25 protein-coding genes are annotated in these 22637 nt (G+C 68.5%); 9 read left to right on the forward strand and 16 right to left on the reverse strand.

Annotation, left to right across the window (positions count from 1 at the left end; translation table 11 throughout):
• Positions 1 to 24: 24 nt before the first annotated feature.
• On the reverse strand, positions 25 to 2739 hold the full coding sequence (gene ppdK / locus E0H45_RS21440) for a pyruvate, phosphate dikinase (RefSeq protein ID WP_131339883.1): 2715 nt from the start codon (positions 2737 to 2739) through the stop codon (positions 25 to 27).
• Between the two features lie 165 nt (positions 2740 to 2904).
• Positions 2905 to 3444, reverse strand: coding sequence for a hypothetical protein (locus E0H45_RS21445; protein ID WP_131339885.1), 540 nt, complete (start codon positions 3442 to 3444; stop codon positions 2905 to 2907).
• A 322-nt stretch (positions 3445 to 3766) separates the two neighbouring features.
• On the opposite strand from E0H45_RS21445, the gene E0H45_RS21450 reads away from it, so the two are divergent.
• The 6 genes from E0H45_RS21450 (at position 3767) to E0H45_RS21470 (ending at position 8014) form a co-directional block, all read left to right on the forward strand.
• Positions 3767 to 4828, forward strand: coding sequence for a BtrH N-terminal domain-containing protein (locus E0H45_RS21450; protein WP_131339887.1), 1062 nt, complete (start codon positions 3767 to 3769; stop codon positions 4826 to 4828).
• Positions 4829 to 4973: 145 nt separating this feature from the next.
• Complete coding sequence (locus E0H45_RS21455; protein ID WP_131339889.1) at positions 4974 to 5588, forward strand: YajG family lipoprotein; 615 nt, start codon at positions 4974 to 4976, stop codon at positions 5586 to 5588.
• 161 nt (positions 5589 to 5749) lie between these two features.
• The gene (locus E0H45_RS42520; RefSeq protein ID WP_165546533.1) at positions 5750 to 5887 is read left to right on the forward strand and encodes a hypothetical protein; all 138 of its coding nucleotides are present in this window, start codon (positions 5750 to 5752) and stop codon (positions 5885 to 5887) included.
• Positions 5884 to 6195: a pyridoxamine 5'-phosphate oxidase family protein gene (locus E0H45_RS21460; protein ID WP_165546534.1), complete on the forward strand. Its 312-nt coding sequence runs from the start codon at positions 5884 to 5886 to the stop codon at positions 6193 to 6195. Before E0H45_RS42520 ends, E0H45_RS21460 begins: the two co-directional genes overlap by 4 nt.
• 101 nt (positions 6196 to 6296) lie before the next feature.
• Positions 6297 to 6653 (forward strand): hypothetical protein, encoded by a 357-nt coding sequence (locus tag E0H45_RS21465; protein ID WP_131339893.1) that lies wholly within the window; start codon positions 6297 to 6299, stop codon positions 6651 to 6653.
• Entirely contained in the window at positions 6650 to 8014 is a 1365-nt protein-coding gene (locus tag E0H45_RS21470; RefSeq protein WP_131339895.1) for an MBL fold metallo-hydrolase RNA specificity domain-containing protein, read from the forward strand. The genes E0H45_RS21465 and E0H45_RS21470 overlap by 4 nt, the downstream gene beginning before the upstream one ends.
• A gap of 36 nt (positions 8015 to 8050) precedes the next feature.
• On the opposite strand, the gene E0H45_RS43655 is transcribed toward E0H45_RS21470, so the two are convergent.
• On the reverse strand, positions 8051 to 8173 hold the full coding sequence (locus E0H45_RS43655; RefSeq protein WP_272948997.1) for a hypothetical protein: 123 nt from the start codon (positions 8171 to 8173) through the stop codon (positions 8051 to 8053).
• Between the two features lie 183 nt (positions 8174 to 8356).
• On the opposite strand from E0H45_RS43655, the gene E0H45_RS21475 reads away from it, so the two are divergent.
• Genes E0H45_RS21475 through E0H45_RS21485 form a run of 3 tightly spaced genes read left to right on the forward strand, consistent with a single transcriptional unit; the run spans position 8357 to position 10627 of the window.
• Positions 8357 to 8926, forward strand: coding sequence for a universal stress protein (locus E0H45_RS21475; protein WP_131339897.1), 570 nt, complete (start codon positions 8357 to 8359; stop codon positions 8924 to 8926).
• Between the two features lies 1 nt (position 8927).
• Positions 8928 to 9818, forward strand: a complete 891-nt coding sequence (locus tag E0H45_RS21480) for an ABC transporter ATP-binding protein (RefSeq protein WP_131339899.1) — start codon at positions 8928 to 8930, stop codon at positions 9816 to 9818.
• Positions 9815 to 10627 (forward strand): ABC transporter permease subunit, encoded by an 813-nt coding sequence (locus E0H45_RS21485; protein ID WP_202872427.1) that lies wholly within the window; start codon positions 9815 to 9817, stop codon positions 10625 to 10627. The genes E0H45_RS21480 and E0H45_RS21485 overlap by 4 nt, the downstream gene beginning before the upstream one ends.
• A 26-nt stretch (positions 10628 to 10653) precedes the next feature.
• Here E0H45_RS21485 and E0H45_RS21490 read toward each other — a convergent pair whose 3' ends face one another.
• From E0H45_RS21490 to E0H45_RS21550, 13 genes are all read right to left on the reverse strand, one after another.
• On the reverse strand, positions 10654 to 11145 hold the full coding sequence (locus tag E0H45_RS21490; RefSeq protein ID WP_131339903.1) for a DUF2231 domain-containing protein: 492 nt from the start codon (positions 11143 to 11145) through the stop codon (positions 10654 to 10656).
• 69 nt (positions 11146 to 11214) lie between these two features.
• Complete coding sequence (locus E0H45_RS21495; RefSeq protein ID WP_238155130.1) at positions 11215 to 11667, reverse strand: FMN-binding protein; 453 nt, start codon at positions 11665 to 11667, stop codon at positions 11215 to 11217.
• On the reverse strand, positions 11664 to 12206 hold the full coding sequence (locus E0H45_RS21500) for an FMN-binding protein (protein WP_238155131.1): 543 nt from the start codon (positions 12204 to 12206) through the stop codon (positions 11664 to 11666). Before E0H45_RS21500 ends, E0H45_RS21495 begins: the two co-directional genes overlap by 4 nt.
• Before the next feature lie 13 nt (positions 12207 to 12219).
• Positions 12220 to 13641: a ferredoxin reductase family protein gene (locus E0H45_RS21505; protein WP_202872428.1), complete on the reverse strand. Its 1422-nt coding sequence runs from the start codon at positions 13639 to 13641 to the stop codon at positions 12220 to 12222.
• Between the two features lie 23 nt (positions 13642 to 13664).
• Complete coding sequence (locus tag E0H45_RS21510; RefSeq protein ID WP_131339905.1) at positions 13665 to 14897, reverse strand: sensor histidine kinase; 1233 nt, start codon at positions 14895 to 14897, stop codon at positions 13665 to 13667.
• On the reverse strand, positions 14894 to 15553 hold the full coding sequence (locus E0H45_RS21515) for a response regulator transcription factor (RefSeq protein ID WP_238155132.1): 660 nt from the start codon (positions 15551 to 15553) through the stop codon (positions 14894 to 14896). Before E0H45_RS21515 ends, E0H45_RS21510 begins: the two co-directional genes overlap by 4 nt.
• On the reverse strand, positions 15550 to 16299 hold the full coding sequence (locus E0H45_RS21520) for an FAD:protein FMN transferase (RefSeq protein ID WP_131339909.1): 750 nt from the start codon (positions 16297 to 16299) through the stop codon (positions 15550 to 15552). Before E0H45_RS21520 ends, E0H45_RS21515 begins: the two co-directional genes overlap by 4 nt.
• 55 nt (positions 16300 to 16354) lie before the next feature.
• Entirely contained in the window at positions 16355 to 17032 is a 678-nt protein-coding gene (locus E0H45_RS21525) for a CBS domain-containing protein (RefSeq protein WP_202872429.1), read from the reverse strand.
• On the reverse strand, positions 17029 to 17877 hold the full coding sequence (locus tag E0H45_RS21530; protein WP_131339911.1) for a universal stress protein: 849 nt from the start codon (positions 17875 to 17877) through the stop codon (positions 17029 to 17031). Before E0H45_RS21530 ends, E0H45_RS21525 begins: the two co-directional genes overlap by 4 nt.
• 13 nt (positions 17878 to 17890) lie before the next feature.
• A complete protein-coding gene (locus tag E0H45_RS21535; protein ID WP_131339913.1) occupies positions 17891 to 18784 on the reverse strand; it encodes a class I fructose-bisphosphate aldolase in 894 nt (297 codons plus the stop codon).
• A 178-nt stretch (positions 18785 to 18962) separates the two neighbouring features.
• Positions 18963 to 19853, reverse strand: coding sequence for a universal stress protein (locus E0H45_RS21540; RefSeq protein WP_165546535.1), 891 nt, complete (start codon positions 19851 to 19853; stop codon positions 18963 to 18965).
• Between the two features lie 157 nt (positions 19854 to 20010).
• On the reverse strand, positions 20011 to 21645 hold the full coding sequence (locus tag E0H45_RS21545; RefSeq protein WP_131339917.1) for an NAD(P)-binding protein: 1635 nt from the start codon (positions 21643 to 21645) through the stop codon (positions 20011 to 20013).
• Positions 21646 to 22635, reverse strand: coding sequence for a thiamine pyrophosphate-dependent enzyme (locus E0H45_RS21550; RefSeq protein ID WP_131339919.1), 990 nt, complete (start codon positions 22633 to 22635; stop codon positions 21646 to 21648). It lies immediately after the preceding gene.
• Positions 22636 to 22637 lie beyond the last annotated feature (2 nt).

Below are 22637 nucleotides of genomic sequence, written 5' to 3' on the forward strand. Positions count from 1 at the left end.
ATCCACCGGTTGCGCCGTGGCTGCTCAGCGGGTGTCGCTGCCGGACGAAGTCGGGGCGACGGCGGCGCGTCCGGCTTCGAGGCGGGCGATCGGGATTCGGTACGGCGAGCACGAGACGTAGTCCAGGCCCGCCCCGGCGAAGAACGCGATGGAGGCAGGGTCGCCACCGTGTTCGCCGCAAACGCCGATGACCAGGTCCGGGTTGCCCTTGCGGCCTTCGGCGACTGCGATCCCGACGAGCCGGCCGACGCCCTCGACATCCAGCGACTCGAACGGCGAGACCGCGAAGATGCCGGCGTCCAGGTAGCGCGGGAAGATCGAAGCCTCGACATCGTCGCGGCTGAACGCCCACGTCAGTTGCGTGAGGTCGTTCGTGCCGAACGAGAAGAAGTCCGCGGACCGGGCGATGCGCTCAGCACCGAGCGCCGCCCGCGGCACCTCGATCATCGCCCCGATCCGGGTCGCGACCACGCACCCGGTGGATGCCGCCACATCGGCAAGCACACTCTCGATCTCGTTCCGCACCAACCGCAGCTCCGCCTCGCCGGCGACCAGGGGCACCATGATCTCCGGGTACACCTCCAGCCCCTCTGCGGTCACCGCGGCGGCCGCCTCGGCGATCGCTCGGGTCTGCATGGCGAACAGCCCCGGGATGACGATCCCCAGCCGAACCCCGCGCAGGCCGAGCATCGGGTTGCTCTCGTGCATCCGCTGCACCGCCGTGAGGAGACGCTCGGCCTCAGGATCAGGTGCGTCCGTCGCACGACCCACGGCCACCCGCACCGACAGATCGGTGAGGTCGGGCAGGAACTCGTGCAGCGGCGGATCGATCAGCCGTACGGTCACCGGCAGACCGGCCATCGCACGGAAGATTCCGACGAAGTCAGCACGCTGCAGTTGCAGCAGATCCTCGAGCGCGGCCTCCTGCTCCGCAGCACCGTCCGCGAGCACGAGCCGCTCGACCAGCTTGCGCCGCTCCCCCAGGAACATGTGCTCGGTCCGGCACAGACCGATACCTCCGGCACCGAACCGGCGAGCGCGATCGGCATCGGCCGGGGTGTCCGCATTAGCATGTACGCCGAGCACTCGACGAGCATCCGCATGACGCAAGAGGCGATCCACGGCCCGTACGAGATCGTCCGACTTCGAGAGCTCCAGTCGCCCCTCGAAGTACTCGACCACAGGTGAAGCGACGACCGGGACCTCTCCGCGGTAGACGACGCCGGCCAGGCCGTCGAGGGAGAGCATGTCCCCTTCCTCGATCACAACTCCGTCGGAGGTGACGGCCCGGCGAGCGACCGGATCGACGGTCAGGGTGTCGACACCGCAGACACACGTCTTTCCGAGCCCGCGGGCGACGACTGCCGCGTGTGACGTCTTGCCGCCCCTGGTGGTGAGGATTCCGACCGAAGCAAGCATGCCGGGCAGATCGTCGGGGTTCGTCTCACGGCGGACAAGGATCACCTGCAGGCCTTCATCCCAGAACCTGCGGGCCGCAGCGGAGTCGAACGCCGCGATACCCACCGCAGCCCCTGGCGAGGCGGCGACGCCGTGAGCCACCACCGGTACGTCGTGATCCTCGCCGAACCGCGGGAACATCAGTTGGCCGAGCTGCGCGCCGTTCACCCGGAGCAGCGCCTCGTCGAGGGTGATGAGCCCTTCGTCGACGAGCTGGACGGCAATCCGGAACGCAGCTGCGGCGGTCCGCTTCCCGACCCGCGTCTGCAGGATCCACAGCCGGCCGCGCTCGATCGTGAACTCGATATCGCACAGGTCCCGGTAATGCCGCTCCAAGGTCGACATCGCGGTCCGCAGCTCGACATCGCTCACCGGGTCGATCGCCGCCAACTGCGCCAGTGGAACGGTGTTGCGGACACCCGCGACAACGTCTTCGCCCTGGGCGTTCTGCAGGTAGTCACCGTAGACTCCGGTCGCGCCGGAGGCCGGATCGCGAGTGAACGCGACGCCGGTCCCGCTGTCGGATCCGCGGTTGCCGAAGACCATGGCCATCACGTTGACCGCCGTACCGAGATCGTCGGCGATGTGTTCCTGCCGCCGGTACAGACGGGCCCGCTCCGTCGACCATGAGCGGAGGACGGCACGAACCGCCAGGTCGAGCTGCTCCAGCGGGTCCTGCGGGAACGGCCTGCCCGCATAATCGGCGATCGCCCGCTTCAACGCCGTACAGGCACGCTCGATCGCCTCGGCCGGCAACTCCTCCGGCGTACCGACTCCCCACTGGGCGTACTCAGTCGACACGGCCGCTTGCAGGAGCTCGTCAGGTACGTCGAGCACCGTCCGCGCGTACATCTGCAACAGCCGTCGGTACGAATCCCACGCGAAGTGATCGTCACCTGAGTGCTTCGCAAGCCCCTGGACGGACGCGTCGGTCAGCCCGATGTCCAGGATGGTCTCCATCATCCCAGGCATGGAGAACTTCGCGCCGGAGCGCACTGACAGCAGCAGTGGATCAGCCGGGTCACCGAGCCGACGGCCCATCGTCGCCTCGAGGCGACCGAGATGCTCGGTGATCTCGTCGGCCACGCCCGGTGGCAGATCGCCGTTCTCCAGATAGGCCCGGCAAGCCGTTGTCCCGATCGTGAAACCCGGCGGGACCGGCAGCCCCAGGCGGGTCATCTCGGCGAGATTGGCGCCCTTGCCGCCGAGCAGGTCCTTCTGGTCCATGCTTCCTTCGGCGAAGTCGAACACGTAGCGGGCAGTCGTCAGCGTTGCGGTCATGGGATATGCCACCTCCATCTCCCAGGCTCCAGCGACCGGCACGACGTCCACAGGGCCGAAGGTCCCGCCTGGATCAGACGCTCTGCCCTCGCCGATGTCGAGGGAGACGACGGCGACCTTCGGCCAAGGCTCGAAGAGCTCCTGGTCCGGTGACGGTCATGGGAGCTACTGACTCTTGAGGAATCTGGATGGATCGCCGGCGGCGCTGGCGGAGGACGCGAGCCACGCCTGCAGGCCCTCAGGGTCGCGCCGGTCAAGCTCGTCGAGGCAGCGCTGGCGCTCCAAGACGATGTGGAGACGCTGGTTATCTGTCCTCGCTTGCCGCAGTGCTTCGTAGCTGTCGCGCCATTGGCGGCAGAGGTCCGCAGTACTGCGTTGCGGTACGTCGAGGCGCTCGATCGCTGTACTGGTTCCAAGTCGCACGCCATACCAGTGCACCGCAGCAGGCGAGGTGACCGCCAAGAGAACGGCCAGCCACAGCACGCTCGGGCCGAGAACGACGGTAAGGCCGAGGACCAAGGTAGTCGCTGCAGTTGCTGCAGCGACGGCAGTGACGACCTGTCCTCTCGTCCGGCGGGCAGCGTCTCCGCCGTCATACAGACCAAAAGCTGCCGCGGCAGCGACGACAACCGCCAGGAGTGCCACGCCCAGAATCTCCGCTGGCAGCAACACCGCGGCGGCAACGACGCCGAGCGCAACAGCCACGCCTCGAAAGGCCCGCCAAACGGCTCGGTAGGCCGCCAATCGCGGACCCACCACGTCCCTACCCTCGAACGAGGAGCCTTCTGCCCCCATGGCCGAGCCCCCTGCCCCAGGCCGATCCCCTCCGCTTGCCGGACGACCGGCCGCGTCATGTTCCACCTTCGGCAGAGACCTCTGCCGCACGCCAGAGTCTGAAGACCTATTAGTTGGGGGTACGACGTCCCTGCAATCCAGGGCGGACGCGATGACGGGACTTTCGGCACTGTGCCTGTACCTCGGTCCACAGCACGCTGGACGCGAAGTCGGGTGATCAGGAGGCACTGAGATGGCGACCACGGTCAGCGGGCATCCCGCGGTTCGGCCCTTCCCGGAAGTCCGCAGCTATCCAACACACCATTGCGTGACCGGGTCGCTGAAGCACGTGTACGACTTCCACGGCTATCGCATCAGCGAGGACCTGCTGTTCGGCCTCGGGACGGGGCTCGGGTTCGCGTACTTCCACATCAAGGACACCGATCCCTTCTACGGTGGCCGCGCCAACACCGCCGGCCCCAAGCAAGAAGGCCTGGAGAAGACAGCGGGCCGACGTACGGGCGTCGCCGTCGCATCTCACGCCACGTCCAGCACGCGCGTTGCTCAAGCGGAGCTGCGCCTACTTCTGGAGGCCGGCGAGCCGACACTCGTGTACGTCGACATGGGATTCCTGCCGTACTTTGACCTCCCAGCCAACTACCACTTCGGCGGCCATGTCGTGGTCGTGGCAGGCTACGACCCTCAGGCCGGGCAGGTGCTGATCGCGGACCGGGATCAGCAACTTCATCCAGTCGACTGGGACGTGCTGGAGCAGGCGCGCGGATCCACCTATCGGCCGTTTCCACCCCGGCACACCTGGTACACCTTCGACTTCAGCAACGCACGCGAGCCACGCCCGGCCGACGTCCGCGCCGCGATCATCGAGGTGTGCGACGGCATGCTGAAGCCGCCGATCACCAATCTCGGCGTACGCGGGATCCGCAAGGCGATCCGGGAGACACTGCGGTGGCCCGATGCGCTGGACACCGACGCGCTACGCCGTACCTGCTTCAACACAGCGATGTTCATCGACGCGCGCGGAGGCACCGGCGGCGGCATCTTCAGGTACATGTACGCACGCTTCCTCGGCGAAGCCGCCATCATCACCGGCGAGGCCCGACTCGACGAACTCGGCAATGAGCTGAACGCGATCGGCGATCTCTGGGAAGACGTCGCCGCTACCTTCTCCGCAGCTGCCGAACTCGAGGACCCTGCCGACCTGCTGGAGCCGGCAACCACACCCATGCACGAGATCGCCGACCGCGAAGAGTTCCTCTGGCAAAGCCTGAAAACCCTGACCACGGATCACACCTGACTACTGGGCGCGCGCACCGACAGGTGGGCCGGGCCTTAAGGCACGAGACGGCTCGGGACTATCGGCCCTAGTCGCAGGGAGTGACGGCCAATACGGTGATCTTGATCCCGAGGGGGGCTCGGGGACAAGAACGGGGGACTTATCCATGAATAAACGTATGTCTGTTGCCGTCGCTATGGCCGCAACGTTGCTCGTCGGCTGCGGCGCCGTTGCCGACCCGATCAGCGGCGAAGCGACGCCCACGACTCAGGTCACGACGGCGCCCACCGTTGCTCCGAGCAGCGAGCCGACGACCGCGGAGCCGCCGGCCACCGAGGAACCGGCAGCCACCGAGGAGCCGAGCGCCGAGCCGGCAAAGGACACGGCGGTGATCGGCAAGACCCTGACCTACAAGTCCGGCCTGGCCGTCCGCGTCGTGTCGGTGAAGGTCTTCAACGCCGGCTCTTACGCCTTCGGACTGGTTGCGGGGCACAAGGCCGTTAAGGTGACCTGGACGATCACCAATGGCACGTCGGCCAACGTCGACCTGAGTGGGGCCGAGGCGCGGCTCACATACGGCGCCGACGGCATCCAGGCAGAGAATGTCTACACCGACGGCGTCGGCGGGCAGTACCCGTTCGAAGGCAGCCTGCAACCCGGCAAACGCAAGACCGCGACGACAGCGTTCTCGGTCCCGAAGTCAGGTCTCGCGAAGATCAGCATCGAGGTCGAGCCCGAATTCATGAGCGAGACCGCCTTCTTCACCGGCAAAGCCAACTGACTCCCGCAGAGCCGAAAGTCCCGACCACGCAGGCCCGCTGCCAGGCGGCGGATCTCAAGTGCGATATCGCCGTCTGCCGCGGTGTAGGTCGGACGGCCCACACCCACTCCCCCATCGCCATCGTCCGCCTACCGGTCCGCGCGGTGCATTAAGGATGTCCGATGACCACTCCGCGTCTGCGGTTCGACCGTTCTCGGCTCGCGATCCTCGCACAGGCCGAGTGCCGTCGCATGCTCCGGTCGGTTGCGCTCGGGCGGCTGGTGTACACGGCGGGGGTCTGCCCGCGGTCCGGCTGGTGAACTTCGTCCTGGACGACGACACGATTGTGCTCGGCACGGGCCAGGGCGACAAGTTCCGGGCCGCCGAACGAGGCGACCTGATCGCATTCGAGGCTGACGAAGCGGACAGGGAACGTCATGTCGGCTGGACCGTCACGGCGATCGGACACCTGTCGGTCATCACGGACGACGAGGCCGACGAGTTGCGTCGTACGCTGCCGCTCCACACGTGGATGCCGATGGACGATCCGCGACTGGTTCGGCTCGGGATCGAGTCTGTTCAGGGTCGGCGTCTGCTGCCGTGGGGACAGCGACCACGATTTCAGTAGCGTCGATGAGCCGAACGGCCCGCCAGGTCGGGACTGTTGCCCGCAGCGCCATCTGCCTTCCCAGGGCGAGCCTGAAGGTGAGACAAGTGGGAGGAGCAGTCATGAGCACGTTGCGTCAGGAGATCGACCGCTGGGAGGCCGACCTCGAGAACCTCGCCGAGACCAGCTTGTCCGACAACTGGTTCCTCGAAGAGCGTCGGCTGGCCGAGGCGCAGCACACCCTCGTCGCCTTCCGCGGTCACATCCTGCCGATGCTCGCCGCTCAGCGGCCGTACGACGTGATCGTCGTCGACGAGATCGAGCATCTCCTCGACGGCCTGGAGGACCTCCGCAACGACCTCTTCCGGACCGTCCACCCGACGAGTTCCCATCGGGAGATCGCCGAGACGGTCGCCGCGCTCCGCGCTCTCAGCCGGGTCGCCCTCCGCTTCGAGCAAAGCCTCGAAAACGCCTCATGAGCGTGCTCACCTTCCTCGGCGCGGCCGGAACGGTGACCGGCAGCAAGTTCCTGCTCGAGCACGACCGCCAGCGGATCCTGCTCGACTGCGGCCTGTTCCAAGGCGAGGCGCAGTGGCGCCGCCGCAACTGGGACCCGTTCCCGGTCGACCCGGCCTCGCTCGACGCCGTCCTCCTCACCCACGCACACCTCGACCACTGCGGCTACCTGCCGAGCCTGGTCAGGCAAGGGTTCCGCGGTCCGGTGATCTGCACCCCAGGTACGGCGGACGTCGCAGGGATCGTGCTCCGCGACGCCGCCCACCTCCAGATGGAAGACGCCCAGCACGCCCGCGCCGGCGGCTACTCCCGGCACGATCCGCCGCAACCGCTCTTCGACACCGAGGACGCGGAACGGGCCATCAGACTGTTCCGCCCCACCGACGGCCGCACGGAGCTGGGCGCGGCAACGGTGACTCTCCACCGCGCCGGCCACATCCTCGGCTCGGCCTTCGCCGAACTGGAGATCGACGGCCGACGACTGCTGGTCAGCGGCGATCTCGGCCGGCAAGAGCACCCCTTGCTCCGCCCGCCGGAGCCTCCGCCGGCCGTCGACACGATCCTGGTCGAGGCGACGTACGGCGATCGGCACCACCAGCCCCTCGACCACGCCGAGCTCGGCCACCTGATCAGCACAACCGCAACGCGAGGCGGCGTCGTCCTGATGCCTGCCTTCGCGATCGACCGCACAGCGGTCCTGCTGCACGAGCTCGCCGGCCTCATGCGCGCCGACCTGATTCCACACCTGCCCGTCTACGTCAACAGCCCGATGGCCCTGGCCGCCCTGAACGTCTACCGCGCTGCCGTCACGAACAAGTCACCCGAGCTCCGTCCCGAGATCCTCGGCGGGCCGGACCCGTTCGACCCCGGCACCCTGCGCCTGGTCCACTCCGTCGAGGAATCGATGCGGATCAGCGATCCCGGCCGTCCGTCGATCGTCATCTCGGCGTCCGGTATGGCGACCGGCGGGAGGGTCCTGTACCACCTGGCTCGGCTCCTGCCGAGCAAGCGGAATACCGTGATCCTCCCCGGCTTCCAAGTCCCCGGCACCCGCGGCCGGGCGCTGCTCGACGGCGCCCGCTCGGTCAAGATCCACGGCCGCTACATACCGGTCCGCGCACAGGTAGTCGGGCTGTCCGAATTCTCCGCCCACGCCGACTCCGACGAACTCATCAGCTGGCTGTCGGCGGTGCCGAGCGCACCGGAAACCGTGTACGTCGTCCACGGAGAGGACCACGCCCGTGCCGAGCTGGCCCGCCGGATCCACGACGAGCTCGACTGGACCGCAGTCACGCCGAGTCACCTCGAGCGGGTCAGGGTCTGATCAGGAATCGCGTCGTGGACCGCGGCTCTCTCGCGCTCAGAACCCTTGCTCGCCGAACAGTGCGACCTTCAGCGCTCCCGTGGTGGCCGGCGACCGTCCCGCCCGGACGTACGACGCGGGTGCACAGCTCGTCCGCTGCCCGGGACCGTTGTACTTCATCACAAACCTCCCTGAACGAGACTTCCCACCCTCGACTCTCGTCCCCGCGGCCCTCCGGGACAGCGGTTGAACAGCACCCGTGCACCGGGACCTTCGGTACTCCTCCTCGGGACCTTCTGTCCTGCCCACGCCTCCGCCGTACGACTTGACTGGAGCTGCAGGACTACAAGCCCGGGAGGTGTCATGTCCGCAGAGCTGCCGGTACTGGTAGGAATCGACGGATCCCGCGACGGCCTGATCGCACTGACCTGGGCAACGGCGTACGCCGAACTACACCAGGCACCGCTCCACGCCGTGTACGTCCTCGACGACGAAGGCGAAGTAGGCGGCGGCCCGCCACCCACCGAAGCCGACGACGGCAGCGAGGTCCTCGACGACGCCCTGCAAGAGCTCGGGCGGCTGGGATTCCGCGACGCGTCGCTCGAGGTCCGCCACGGCCATCCGGCACAGGCCCTCCTCGAGCTCTCCGAACGGTCCATCGCCTTGGTCGTCGGCCGGCGCGGCATGGGCGGCTTCGCCGAACTAGTACTCGGCTCCACCTCCCAGACCTGCACGGCGCTCGCCACGAAGGTCCCCCTGATCGTCGTCCCCGACACCTGGAACCCCGCGACGGCCGCACACCAGCGGATCGTGGTCGGAGTCGGCGGCCTCGGCCGTACGGCGTTCTCCGAACTACGCATGGGCTCCGTGGCCCGCGGCCTGCTCCACCACTCATACTGCCCGGTCGCCGTCGTACACCACCCGGAGCCCTGACATGGACCACGTCATCAGAACCCGCAACCTCACCAAACGGTTCGGTCACCGGACCGCGCTCGACGGGCTGAATCTCGACGTATCCGCCGGCATCATCCTCGGCTACCTCGGGCCGAACGGCGCCGGGAAGACCACCACGATCCGGCTGCTGGCCGGGTTGATCCGCCCGACCTCCGGGTCGGCGGTCGTGTTCGGCTTCGACGCCTCCGACCAGTACGACGCTCTCCAACGGCGCATCGGCTACCTGCCAGGTGACTTCGTGGCCTACCCGGACCTCACCGGTGCGCAGTACCTGAGCTACTTCGCCCATCTTTACGGCGGCGTGGACCGGGCCCGGATCGACCTCCTCACCAAGCGTTTCGACCTGGATCTCGGCGTCCGGATCGGCGCCTTGTCCCGCGGCAACCGGCAGAAGGTCGGCATCGTGCAGGCGTTCATGCACGACCCCGACCTGCTCATCCTCGACGAGCCGACGACCGGGCTGGACCCGTTGATGCAACGCGAGTTCCGTGAGCTGCTACGAGAGACCCGGGACGCTGGCCGGACCGTCTTCCTCTCGTCGCACGTCTTGTCGGAGGTCGAGGCGGTCGCCGACACCGTCGCGATCCTGCGCGCAGGACGGCTGGTCACCGTCCAATCGGTGCAGGCGCTGCGCGACAAGGCCCGGCGCCGGCTCGACCTGACGTTCGCCACGACCCCGCCGACGGACCTCGTTCGGGCCGTAGCGGGTGTGCAGCAGTTGTCGATCGACGGCCGAGTCGCCCACGTCGTCGTCACCGGATCGACGGCCGAACTGATCAAGACGGTCGCGGCGTACGGCGTGACGAACGTCGTCAGCCACGAGGCGGACCTCGAAGCCGCGTTCCTCGACTACTACGACGGACAGGGGTGAGAGTCGTGTTCCGCAACGTCTATCTCAAGTCGCTGTACGACGCGCGCCGCGGACTGATCGGCTGGTCGGTCGCGATCGCCGCACTGGTCCTGCTGGAGTGCGCACTGTGGCCCTCGGTCCGGGACATGCCCGACCTGGCAGAGCTGTACAAGTCGTTCCCCGAGCAGCTGCGCAAGTTCTTCAACCTGGAGGCGATGACCACCGGCGTCGGCTTCCTCAACGCCGAGCTCTTCACGCTGCTGCTGCCCAGCCTGTTCCTCGTCTACGGCATCGGCCACGGCGCACGGACGATCGCCGGCGAGGAGGAACGCGGAACACTCGAACTGTTGCTCGTCACCCCGGTCTCCGGCGCCCGCATCATCATCGACAAGGCACTCGCCCTGCTGACCTCGATCGCGGTCCTCGGGCTCGCACTCTTCACCGCCACGATCGTCGGCAGCTTGACCTTCGGCCTCGGCATCTCCGCAGCCGACGCCGCCAGCGGGGCCCTCGCGATGACATTGCTCGGCCTCGAGTACGGCGTACTCGCCCTGGCCGTCGGCGCCCTCACCGGCCGCCGCGCCACCGCCATCGCCCTCTCGGCGTCCGCAGCGACCGCGGCCTACGTCGTGTACGCCGCCGGCCTCATCCTGCCGCGCTTCGAGCCCTGGCAGCCCTACTCCCCCATCTACCAGGCCTTCCACAACGGCCCCCTCGGCGCCGGCCTCCAACTGACCCACCTCTGGCTCCTCGCAGGCTCCGCACTGCTGCTCGCCCTCGCCCTGCCAACCCTGGACGGCCGCGACATCTCAACCGCTCACGGCGGGTAAGAGCAATGCCGGTTCGCCGGAAACGCTCAGCGGCGGGCGGCCCAGTTGCTCCAACTGGCCTTGGCGCCGGAGTCTCCGATCCGAACCACGTCGTACATGGCGGCGCCCGCGACCAGAACGGCGACCACGGTCAACGCCGCGGTGAAGACCTTCGAGGCAGGAGCGAGGAACGTGCGCTTTGCCGGCGTCCGCCCGGTACTCTCCCGCTGCCGCCACCACAGGATCACCGCCAGGGCTGCGACCCCGATGGCCGCGTAGATGGCGGTGTCTCCGAGCTCGGCATGCCGATGGATCAGCGGGTTCGGTGAGACGCGGCTCTCCAGCCACTCGCCGGCGCTCGTCGTGATCGGCACCAGCACGACGACAAGCACCGACAGGATCGCATTCGGACCGGCCAGGCGGCGCCTGGCCGGCGGCCACAGTGCGGTGAGCACCAGGAGAGCCGCCGCGAGCGGGAGCAGGACGACGATGGCGTGCACGAGCAGCACGTGGGCGGGAAGACCGTTGACAGTCTGCATGCGGGTTCCTTCGAGTCGGGTCAGGGAGATCAGGCTGGCAGCCGCTTCTTGGGGAATTCTTGGAGGACTTCAGCCCGCCGCACGGAAGTGTGCGGCGTCCAGCGCGGATTGCAGCGAGCGGCGGTACCCGTCCGACGTGAAAGTTGCCCCCGACACCGTGTCGATCCGGGCGCTCTGAGCCGCGATCGCCTCCTGCTCGAGCTGCGGAAGCGCGAACGAGCTGATCTCCCGGTCCCGGCCGCCAGACGAGGGATACACCACCGCCGTCACCGTGATCAGTCGATGGCCGCGGACCGTGATCCGGACCTGCACCGGCCCGTACCGCGTACCCTCCGACGTCCCGTTCACGGTCAGGTCACTGGTGCCCGGCGAAGTACTGACGACGCCAGGCGTTGCTGCGGGCACCGATGGGCCCGACACGTGGTTCCTGCTCGTCGGGTACAGGAACAACAGCACCAGCAGTACGCCGGTGCTCCCGCCGACCACGAGATTGCGCCGCAGCCGCACCGAATGCGCTGTCACCGCGCACCGGCCTGGTGCGCGGCGTCGAGTGCCGACTGCAACGACTGGCGATACCCGTCGGACGTGAACGTTGCCCCGGACACAGTGTCGATGTTCGCGCTCTGCGCCGCCAGGGTCTCGTGGTCGAGTTGCGGGACCGCGTAGCTGTTGATCTGGTCGGTTTCCCCACCTCCGCTCGGGTGCTGCAGCGCACGTGCCTTGGCGATCCGCCCACCGCGCACGGTCACCTCGACCTGCACCGGCCCGTACTGGGTGTCGACCACACCGCCCGCCACAACGACCGAAGACGGGGTCGGGGTACTCGCCCGAGGGACAGTTGGCGTGCTACGCCGAGGGGACGCGCTCGAACGGGCGGACGGTGGTTTTCGTCTGCTGTCGCGGCTGGACTCCGATGGTCGAGCCGACGGGTCTCTCGCGGGGCCCGAGCTGACCACGGTCGCCTGTCCGCTGGTCGTGTTCGGCTGCGCACTCGCCCGGAACGCGACCGCGACCACCGCCGTGGTCGCCACCGTCATCAGCAGCTTGATCCCGCGCCTCACCTACCTACTCCTTTCACCACGAGAACCGTTCCTGGTGCAACTGCGCGGCCGGCAGCCCGGCGGCGAGAACAGCCGCACACATCGCATCCATCCAGCGGTCCGGTCCGCAGACATAGACGTCGTACTGCGAGATCCCGGGCACCAGGCGCCGTACGGCGTCCTCGTCGGACGAGAAGCGGGCGCGCTCGGGCAACCACGACTCCCGCGCCGCCAGTCGCGGGCCGAGCAGGTAGTGCAGGGTGATGCCGCGACGATGGGCCAACTGCTCGAGCTCGTCGCGGAACACCAGGTCCGCCACACTGTGCGCGCGGTACACGAGCACCGCGTCGCCAGGCCGGTAGTCGAGTTCCTCGAGCAGCGCCCGCAGTGGGGTGATACCGATGCCGCAGGCAAACATCGCGACGCGGTCGGTGACCCGTCGCTCCGCGGTCAGCCGGCCGTACGGCCCTTCGACCGCAACCCGTGTACCCGGCCGCAACCGGGCGAGCCGGCTGCTGCCGTCGCCCGCGGACTTCGCGGTCACCCGGAGCCGGTCCGGCGCCGGAGACGCCGACAACGAGTACGGGTTGCCCCGTGACCAGCCCGGACCGTCGAGGAACCGGAACACGAAGTACTGGCCCGCCCGGACCGGCATCCGGTGCAGCCCGCGCCCGCCGAGCAGCACGGTCACCACGCCGGGCGCCTCGCGGATCACGTCTCGCACGGTGAGCCCGTGCCGAAGCGTGCGCCAGAGCGGCAGCGCCAGGCGGTACAGCACGATCGCGCCGAGTGCGACGCCGTACGCCGACCACCAGTAGAGGCGCGCCACGCGCGAGGTCGTGAAGTCCGCACCGGTCCAGATCTCGTGCGGAACCGACAGCCCGACTCCGACGTACGCATACAGGTGGAGCAGGTGCCAAGACTCGTACCGGAGCGCCCTTCGCGCCACCTTGATCGATGTGAGCACCACGACCGTCAGTGCGGCACTCGCAGCGACCGCGAGCAGCATCCCGCCGTACGTCGTGACGACCGTCCACGTCTCACGCAGCAGGTTGTTGTGATCGCGCAACGTGTACCCGGCGAGGATCAAGGCAATGTGCGCCAGCAGAAGGTTGAACGACCAGAAGCCGACCAGCCGGTGGCGACGCGCCAGCTCGTCCTGCCCGTAGCTCCGCTCGATCATCGGCACCCGTGCCATCAGGAACACCTGCACCAGCAACAGATCCGCGGCCACCAGCCCGGACAGCCGCCCGAGCGAGGTGAGCAAGTCGGCCGTCCCAGTCACGAGTGTCTGCAACCCGCGGCCCGAAACCCACAGCGCAACGACCACCAGCACGCTGGACCAGCACAGCACCCCGGCAACGTCGCGCCACCACACCGGAGTCGGGCGCGGTCGCCGCCGGGCGTGCATCGTCCGCGGCCGAATCGCCTCTCGTACTGGTCCGCGGTACGTCATGCTCCGACGATGACCGCCGATTCTTAGTGCTTCCTTGGACCGCCTTCTGCGATGGCGGGCAGGACGAGCTCGAAGGTGGCACCGATCTCGCTCGGGGCGAGCCGGAGCTGGCCACCGAGCCGGTTCGCGACGTCATGCGCCAGCGCCAGACCGAGGCCGTAGTGCTTGCGCCCGGCTCGGTGGCCGCCTGAGTCGAACCTGCGCAGGACCCGCTGCGCCGCCTCCGGGTCGATCCCAGGACCCGTGTCGCTGACCGCAAGGATCACGTCGCCGCGCTGTCGTCGTACGGCGATCCGTACCTCCCCGTCGGCTGGTGTGTGGTCGATCGCGTTGTCGACCAGCGCGACAGTGGCCCGCCGAATCGCGCTCGGCGAGCCGAGAGCACGCGCAGCGTCGTCGTCGGCGGCCCAGTGGAGCCGTACTCCTGCCTGCGCCGCATGAGCTCCTGCAGCATCGGCCACGTCCCGCGCAATCCGAGCCAGATCTACCGGCTCGTGGCTGTCGGCACCGCGCGGATCGGCCGCGGCCAGCAGGTCATCGACGATCTCCGCGAGCCGGCGGGTGTCCGCCACAACGCCATCCACGTCGCCAACGATCTCGTCACTGGCACCAGTGCGACGCAGGGCCCGCCCGAGGACCTGCGCTCGTGTGCTCAGCAACGTCAACGGCGTCCGCAGCTCATGCCCCGCGTCGGCCACGAAGGCGCGCTGCAACGTCAGCGCCTGCGCAAGCGGCCGTACGGCGCGTCGTCCGATCACCACGCCGAGCAGGCCGGCCAACAGCAGTCCCAACGCCGCAGCCGATCCCATCGCCTGCAGCAGCCTGGCACGTTCCTTGTGCGCAGTCGCCAGATTCAGAACGGCCTGCACCGGCCTGCCTTCAACCAAACCACTGGCAACGCGGTACTCGCCGTCGTCGTTCTCCACGGTGACCAACCTGACCTGTCCAGCGGCTCGCGCCCGTAACGCGGCCAGCTCCGGTAGCAGCTCCGCCGGGAGCCCAGGTGAGCTGGTGGTTCCCGACGGACCGGTCATGACCAACCAGGCCCCGGCCGGCGGATCGCCGACATCGTCTGCTGTGGCGACAGCTGACCGGAGCAGATCATCCGCTGCACCCGCCTGCCCACGCACGACCACGACGGTGACCAGGCCCATCAACAGCAGCATCGCCACCGCGACCAACGCGGCTGCCTGTACGGCGACCCCGCGCGCGGCCCGACGTACGAGCACCTCGTCGCCGATCGGCCGGCCGGTCACAACTTCCCCAGCCGGTACCCGAGCCCACGCACCGTACTGATCACTCCCCGCCCGAGCTTCCGGCGGCAGTAGTGAACATAGGTGTCGACGACTGTCTCCGACTCGGCGTCACCGAAGACCCGATCGAGCAGCTCGGCCCGGGTGAACACAGCACCAGGTCGTGCCGCCAGCAAGCCGAGCAGGGCCGCCTCCCGCTCCGACAGTTCCACGGATCCGCCGTCGATCCGTCGTACCGTCCGGGTCGCCAGGTCCAGGGAGCCACCCGGTACGGCGAGGTGGACAGCATGATCCAGGTGCCGACGAAGCAGGGCACGGACGCGCGCGAGCAGTTCGGTGAGCTCGAACGGCTTGGTCAGGTAGTCCTCGGCCCCGGCATCGAGACCTTCGACCCGATCCTCCGTGCTGTTCCGCGCGGACAGCACCAGGATCGGCGTACCGACTCCCCGGCTCCGTAGCCGCGCGATCAGATCGAGGCCTTCGACGGCCGGCAGGCCACGGTCGACGATCATCGCGTCGACCGGCCGCGTGAGGGCGAGGTGCAGGCCGGTGTGTCCGTCGCCTGCCAGCGTCACGGCGTACCCCTCGTCAGTAAGCACGCGGTCGAGCAGCCGGGCCAGGTCGGCGTCGTCCTCGACCAGCAGGATGCTCGACGTCACAGCCGGCCCCAGCCGGCCGTCGCGGACAGGTTGCCATCGGCAAGAACACCGAGCCCTTCGTACCCCGCAAGCAACATTTTGGGCCAGTCGTCACCGGCGACGAAAGCCGCAGTCGCCAGCACGTCGGCGTACTCCAGAGACGGGCCGCTGACCGATACCGACAACCATCGGCTCGCCACCGACTGTCCGGTCCGTGGGTCGTACAGGTGTGCTCCGCGCGCCGCGGTCCCGCTCGTCGCCACCGCTCCGCCGATTCGTGGCACGCTCGCGACCACCCTTCCCGGATCTCGCGGATCCTGGACGCCCACGGTGAACGGCTCGCCGCTCGGGCACACCACCAGCACGTCGCCGCCCGCGTTCAGGCACCAGTCCACGTCGACGACCTCCCGCAACCGCTCACCGGCCCGCTCGACCGCCCACCCTTTCACCAGCCCGGAAGGATCCCACGTACCGCCAGGCACGTCCGCATCGAAGAGCCCATCGGTCGACTGCCGCGCGACAGCACACCGCTCCGCGACCTCCCGCACCACCGGATCGACACGATCCCAAGTCATCTCGCCCCGCGCGAGCAGACTCACCGCGCTGCCGGCTTTGTACGGCGAGAACACCCGATCAACCTCGGTCAGCTCGGCGAAGACCTCCCGCACCGCTGCGTCGGCCCGCAGCGACTCGGCGCCGTCCCCGCGGGCGAGCACACTGATGGGCAGCCCCATGATCTGCTCGACCCAACTCCGCCGCGACACCATGCCGCAACCGTACGTCGGCGTACTCACCGGCTGCCGTGAGGGACGGTGCAAGTTGTCAGTAGAAGACTCCGCCTGGAGCGCGTGCTGTGTCGTCGAACGCCCAGGTCAACTGGTTGCGTACGGCGATGACACCGTCGACGGCTGCGATGAGCTGTTCGGCGACGGCGGCGGTGCTGCGCTTCTCCACCTGGCCTGTCAGCGTCACGACGCCGTCCACCACCGACACGTCCACGGCTCGTGGGTCGTCCCACAGGTGACGCTCGATGACGTCGCGCCGTACCCGGGCGAGAGTCTCCTGGTCCGAGGCGAGATACGCGCTGAGTAGATCGGAGCGCGCCACGATCCCGACCAGCTTGCCGCCGTCGGTCACGACCAGGCGGGTGATCCCCCGGGCCGCCATCAGCCGTGCGGCCTCGTCCAGCGTGCAGCCGCCTTCCACGGTCACCGCGGGACTGGTCATCAACTGCTCAGGGGTCAACGCCTCGGCCTTCGAGTGCGCCTTGCGGTGGGCCAAGTGGACTGTATGTCGCGGTGACCGCTGGAACTCCTCCTTGCGCAGAAGGTCCGTTTCGGACACCACGCCGACAACCCGGCCGAACACATCGCGGACCGGAACCGCGCTGATGTGATGCTCGGCAAGGATCGCGGCAACGGCCTTGTACGGCGTGTCTTTCTCGACGGTGATGACGTCCCGGGTCATCACGTCGGAGACTGTCAGGAAGTTGCGCATCATGACTCCTCGTGCCGGCGGACGATCGCGACAGGCGAGTCCGCGTGGTGCAGAAGGCTCTGGCTGACGGAACCCATCAGCAGGCCGGCGACGCCGCCACGGCCGCGCGAGCCGACGACGACCAGCGAGGCGGTTTTCGACATCTTGATCAATCGCGTACTGGCTCGGCCCTCGGCAACGGAAGCGCGTACGTCGACCATCGGGTACTTGTCCCGGTACGCCGCGAGACTCTCGGCGAGCCAGGTCTTCAGCAGAGCCTTGGCGCCGGCGACCGACGCCGCGTGCTCCGCCTGCGGCTGCCAGCAGTACACGACCCGCAGCGGCTGTCCGCTCCGCGATGCCTCCTCGAACCCGAACAGCACTGCGTCCTCGGAGTCAGGCGAACCGTCCGTGCCGACGACGATCGGTCCGGTACGGCGTTCGCCGCGCACCACGACCACCGGACACGCAGCCTTGGCCGCGACCGCCGTCGCCACAGAGCCGAGCACCGCAGCCGACATCCTGCTCCGCGACCGTGAGCCGACCACGACCATCTCGGCCCCGCCAGCCTCCATCAAGAGCGCGTTCTGCGGGTCCTCGGCCGCGAGCCACCCGGACCCGCCCTCGTACCCGAGCCGGTCACGTGCGAACTGCACTGCCTCGTCGAGCTCGTGCTGCAACGTACCCAGCGGCATCCGCGGCGGTACGTAGCCGTCCATGCCGACCGCGGGCCAGCGCTTGAGATCATCCAGGTACGCCCGCACGACCCGCACCGGCAGGTCCCACTGTTCGGCCGCGTCCACGGCCCAGCGCAGCGCGATCTGTGCCTCGGGCGTGTCGTCCACACCGACGAGGATGTACTTCGTCATGGCCGGATTCCCTTCATTCACTGGGGTGCTGGACGAGGATTTCCTTCAGCGCGTCGACGAAGGCCAGCGACTCGTCGTACCCGCGCTGCCACACGTTCCGCCCGAAGATCAGGCCCAGACCGCCGGCGTCCATCGCCTGCTCGGCCTTGCGGTACATCGTGTCGTCGCCGGCCTTCGAGCCGCCGGACACCAGCACCAGCGTGCGGTTCGCGGACCGGACCACGCCGTCGATCGCCTGCTGCGGACTGAAGATCTCTTCGTACGGCGGCTTTACGTTGTCACGCTTGGCCGGATGCGGGAAGTTCACCTTCACCACGTCCGCGCCGAGTTCGCTCGCGACCCGAGCGGCGTAGTCGACGGCATAGAACGAGTCCTTGCCACCCTTCGCCTCGATCGCTTCGCCCCGCGGATACGCCCACACGACCAGCGGCATCCCGAGCCGCTCGGCGTCCGCGCGGATCTGGCGGTACTGCGCAAAATCGGTCTCCTGCGCCGGCGATCCGACGTACAGCGTGTAGCCGACCGCGTCGGCGCCCAGCCGTACTGCGTCCTCGACACTCGCGTGCACCGGCGACAGCGCCGCCGCGTCGGACGGGATGTCGGTCTTGCCGTTCAGCTTGAGGATCAGCGGGATCTCACCGGCGTAGTCCCAGAAGAACTTCTCCGCCAGCCCGATCTGGATCGCGACACCGTTGAACTCCCCGGCGACCGCCAGCTTCATGATGTACGCCGGATCGGACGCCTTCGGGTTCGCGAAGAAGTCCCGCGGCCCGTGCTCGAGCCCTTGGTCGTACGGCAGGAACAACGCCGTGCCGTTCCGCAGACCGTGGTCGAACAGGATCCTGCGCAGCCGGGCCTTCTTCCCGGTGCTCAGGCCGAGCTCGTTGAGCGATGCCCGTTTCTGCATGATCATCATCTCCCATTACCAATCTCACGCTGCCAGGCCCGCCAAGGGAGTGCCGTCAGCCCTCGATCCACAGGGACCTTCGGCCACCGTGTGCCGACCAGAGCGGAAGCGACCATGACGTCACGCCATTGAGGTACGCATGCCCCTCCGCGACCAGCGCCGAGCGACGTTCCAGGTCCTACCGCACCACTGCGATCGGGCATGCGGCGTCGTGGAGGACCGCGCGGCTGACTGAACCCAGCAAGAGGCTGCGGATCCGTCCTCGGCCGCGGGAGCCGACGACCAGCAATCCGGCGTCGCGGGACTCGTCCACCAGAACTTTCGACGGCATGCCGTGGACGAGCTTCTCAGTGACCTTCACGTCCGGATGATCAACACCCCGGCCCGCCACCGCCTCGCCGAGAACCGCGGCGCTGTCCTCCGCGAGGGCGTCGACGTCGTACACAGGAAACTGCATGTCGCCCGGCTGCACGCTCTGCGGGTCGTGCCACGCGAGCACGGCCCTGACGGACGCCCCTGTCTGCTCTGCGAACTGGAACGCGGAATCGATCGCCTTCCGGCTCTGCTCCGATCCGTCCACGCCGACGACCACGTCGCCCCGCCGGGGTGACCACCCCGCAGGCACGACGACCACCGGGCAGGAAGCGTGGGTCGCGATGCTCGCCGTCGCCGTTCCATCGGCGAGCTCACGGATCTCCCCACAGCCTGGGGATCCGAGGACCAGCAAGGACCCACCTTCCGCTTCACGCAACAGAGTCGGCACGAGATCGCCGAGCGACACCTCGGCCTCGATCGCCACGCCTGGATACTCGGTGCGGACGTGCAGGCAGGACGTGTCCACCAACCGCTGCGCCGCCTGCCAGAGCACATCTCCGCCGACCAGCACCCCTGTACCGCCGGCACTACGGAGGATCGGCCAGGGCATCACATGGACCATCCGGATGCCGCGCCCGAGGAGTTGCGCCGTACCGGCCGCCCAGCGAGCAGCCGCATCACTCTCCGACGATCCGTCGCACCCGACCACGATCGGGCGGCCGCCCACCGCATGCACCACACCGGACTCGTCCATGGGATCCCCCTCTCGCCTGCGCGTACGTCTGCTCTCGATAGTGACGCTCGTGACGTGGTAGGCAGCAGAGGCCAACGACCCTGTTTCGACCCCCAACGGACCCGTCGCTGGAGTCATGTCGCGCGCGTCTTCTGGTCGCCGTGGCAGCCAGAGGCGGTCAGGAGCGTTCGCGGATCATGGTGATGGCTCCGCTGGGGCATTCGGCAGCGCAGAGGCCGCAGCCTTTGCAGAAGTCCAGGTCAATCTCGTAGCCCTGGCCGGGGCCGAGCTTGATGATCGCGTTGTCGGGGCAGACTCCGAAGCAGTTGTCGCACTCGAGGCAGTTGCCGCAGGACATGCAGCGCCGGGCCTCGAACAACGCGTTCTCCGCCGTCAGCCCTTGGGTGACCTCGTCGAACGAGGTGATCCGGCGCGCGACGTCGAGCTGTGGTCGCAGGGTGGCCGGAGCGTCCGCGTAGTACCACGTGTTCAAGCGGTCGTACGTCGCAAGCTCGGGCCGCTCGGGGTGCTCGTACGTCGCACTGCGCAGCCAGGCGTCGATATTCCGCGCAGCCTGCTTGCCATGCCCGACGGCGACCGTGACGGTCCGTTCGCCCGGCACCATGTCGCCACCGGCGAACAGGCCCGCGTGCCCGGTCATCATCCGCCCGTCGACCTGCACCACGCCGTCGGCGATCTCGACGCCGGGCAGGTCGCGCACCAGTGCGAGGTCCGCCTGCTGGCCGAGCGCCAGCACCACCGAGTCCGCGTCCAGTTCCTCGAATTCCCCGGTCGGCTGCGGGAAGCCGGATTCGTCGAGCCGCATCTTCTCGATCCGGACGCGGTCGGCACCGGCGTACACGATGGTCGACAGCCACCGCATCCGGACGCCCTCGTCCAGTGCCTCTCGGACCTCGATGTCGTGCGCCGGCATCCGCTCGCGGGTACGCCGATACACAACGATCGCGTCCGAGGCTCCGAGCCGACGTGCCGTCCGGGCGACGTCCATGGCCGTGTTGCCGCCGCCGTACACCGCGACCCGTCGACCGAGCAGCGGCTGCTCGCCCTTCGCCAGACCAGCGAGCATCGAGACCGCGTCCACGATCCGCGCCGAGTCGCCCGCCGGGATATCCGCCCGCCGCCCGACGTGCGCCCCGACCGCGAGGAACACCGCGTCGAAGTCGACGAGCGCATCACCGAGGTCGGTCACCGACGTACCGAGCTCCAGCCGCACACCCATCTCGACGATCCGCTGGATCTCGGCGTCCACCACGTCCCTCGTCAGCCGGTACGACGGTATGCCGTAGCGCATCATGCCCCCGGCCTCCGGCGAGTCGTCTCGCACCGTCACCTGATGACCGCGCAACGCCAGGTGGTACGCCGCCGACAACCCCGAAGGACCCGCTCCGACGACCAGCACGTTCTTGCCGGTCGGCGGTGCCTCGACCACGACCGACCAGCCCCGGCTGATCGCCTCGTCGCCCAGGAACCGCTCGATCGAGTTGATACCGACCGGCTCGTCCAGGGTCGCCCGGTTGCAGGCGGTCTCACACGGCCGGTAGCAGACCCGGCCCATGATCGCCGGGAACGGATTGTCGACCATGATCTGCCGCCAGGCGGCCTCGTAGTCACCTTCCTCGGCCCGCGCCACCCACTCCTGCACGTTCTCGCCGGCCGGGCACGCGTCGTTGCACGGCGGCAGCCGGTCGAGGTAGACCGGGCGCTCGGTGCGCCACGATCCGGTCTTGTTCGCGAGGCTGGAGCCGACGTCCAGCGTGATCGCGTACGGATGGTGACTGTTTGCCTCGGGCATCTAACTCACCTCGGTGGTCTCGACCAGGCCGAACGTCCGGATGTTCCGGTCCGCTTCCGCCTGGATACTGCTGATCACGTCGCCGCGCGGCGTGTCGCCGAACAGGTGCGCGAAGCGCCCTTGCGGTCGCAAGTAGTCCTCGACCGGACGCAGCCGCCGGATCCGGGTCACATCGGTCACCTCACCGTCGACCGCCTCGAAGACCGGAAAGCTGCCGGTTTCCGTGGCCAGCCGGGCGATCTGGATGGTCTCGCTGGAGGCGGTGCGCCACCCCAGTGGGCACGGCACGAGCACGTGCAGGTAGCGCGCTCCGTGGAACTCCATCGCCCGGGTCGCCTTGTACTCGAGGTCGCGCAGATCCGCCACGGTCGCGGTGGCGACGTACGGGATCCGGTGCGCCATCGCGATCAACGGCAGGCTCTTGCCCTGCCGGAACGAGTTCCCCGCCGGCGTCGTGGTGGTCACCGCGCCGTGCGGCGTCGCGCCGGACCGCTGTACGCCGGTGTTCATGTAACCACCGTTGTCGTAGCAGACGTACAGCACGTCGTCGTTACGCTCGAACATCCCCGACAGACAGCCCAAGCCGATGTCGACCGTGCCGCCGTCGCCGCCCTGGCCGACGACGCGAACGTCGGTCCGCCCTTTCGCCTTCAGCGCCGCGGCGACCCCGGTCGCGACCGCCGGCGCGTTGCCGAACAGCGAGTGCAGCCAGGGCACTCGCCACGACGACTCGGGGAACGGCGTGGAGAAGACCTCGAGACATCCGGTCGCGTTGACCGTCACCGCATGGTTGCCGGTGGCACGCATCACCGCGTCGAGTACGTAACGGGCGCCGAGCGCCTCACCGCATCCCTGGCAGGCGCGGTGGCCCATGGTGAGTGAGTTCGTCCGTTCGGTGTCGGCCTGCACGGACCGCTGATCCGGGTCCAGCAGGCGGTTCCCGACGGCGAAGCTGCCGGTCTGGTAGAACTTGATCCGTTGTACTGGCATCG

The organism is Kribbella soli (genome assembly GCF_004331345.1).
In the GTDB taxonomy this organism is placed as follows: domain Bacteria; phylum Actinomycetota; class Actinomycetes; order Propionibacteriales; family Kribbellaceae; genus Kribbella; species Kribbella soli.

Bases quoted from the DNA above. Each gene is read 5' to 3' on its own strand.
- ppdK (WP_131339883.1), bottom strand. From the start codon at position 2,739: ATGACCGCAACGCTGACGACTGCCCGCTACGTGTTCGACTTCGCCGAA.
- E0H45_RS21450 (WP_131339887.1), top strand. From the start codon at position 3,767: ATGGCGACCACGGTCAGCGGGCATCCCGCGGTTCGGCCCTTCCCGGAA.
- E0H45_RS21455 (WP_131339889.1), top strand. From the start codon at position 4,974: ATGAATAAACGTATGTCTGTTGCCGTCGCTATGGCCGCAACGTTGCTC.
- E0H45_RS42520 (WP_165546533.1), top strand. From the start codon at position 5,750: ATGACCACTCCGCGTCTGCGGTTCGACCGTTCTCGGCTCGCGATCCTC.
- E0H45_RS21465 (WP_131339893.1), top strand. From the start codon at position 6,297: ATGAGCACGTTGCGTCAGGAGATCGACCGCTGGGAGGCCGACCTCGAG.
- E0H45_RS21470 (WP_131339895.1), top strand. From the start codon at position 6,650: ATGAGCGTGCTCACCTTCCTCGGCGCGGCCGGAACGGTGACCGGCAGC.
- E0H45_RS43655 (WP_272948997.1), bottom strand. From the start codon at position 8,173: ATGAAGTACAACGGTCCCGGGCAGCGGACGAGCTGTGCACCCGCGTCG.
- E0H45_RS21475 (WP_131339897.1), top strand. From the start codon at position 8,357: ATGTCCGCAGAGCTGCCGGTACTGGTAGGAATCGACGGATCCCGCGAC.
- E0H45_RS21480 (WP_131339899.1), top strand. From the start codon at position 8,928: ATGGACCACGTCATCAGAACCCGCAACCTCACCAAACGGTTCGGTCAC.
- E0H45_RS21490 (WP_131339903.1), bottom strand. From the start codon at position 11,145: ATGCAGACTGTCAACGGTCTTCCCGCCCACGTGCTGCTCGTGCACGCC.
- E0H45_RS21505 (WP_202872428.1), bottom strand. From the start codon at position 13,641: ATGACGTACCGCGGACCAGTACGAGAGGCGATTCGGCCGCGGACGATG.
- E0H45_RS21520 (WP_131339909.1), bottom strand. From the start codon at position 16,299: ATGGTGTCGCGGCGGAGTTGGGTCGAGCAGATCATGGGGCTGCCCATC.
- E0H45_RS21525 (WP_202872429.1), bottom strand. From the start codon at position 17,032: ATGATGCGCAACTTCCTGACAGTCTCCGACGTGATGACCCGGGACGTC.
- E0H45_RS21530 (WP_131339911.1), bottom strand. From the start codon at position 17,877: ATGACGAAGTACATCCTCGTCGGTGTGGACGACACGCCCGAGGCACAG.
- E0H45_RS21535 (WP_131339913.1), bottom strand. From the start codon at position 18,784: ATGCAGAAACGGGCATCGCTCAACGAGCTCGGCCTGAGCACCGGGAAG.
- E0H45_RS21540 (WP_165546535.1), bottom strand. From the start codon at position 19,853: ATGGACGAGTCCGGTGTGGTGCATGCGGTGGGCGGCCGCCCGATCGTG.
- E0H45_RS21545 (WP_131339917.1), bottom strand. From the start codon at position 21,645: ATGCCCGAGGCAAACAGTCACCATCCGTACGCGATCACGCTGGACGTC.
- E0H45_RS21550 (WP_131339919.1), bottom strand. From the start codon at position 22,635: ATGCCAGTACAACGGATCAAGTTCTACCAGACCGGCAGCTTCGCCGTC.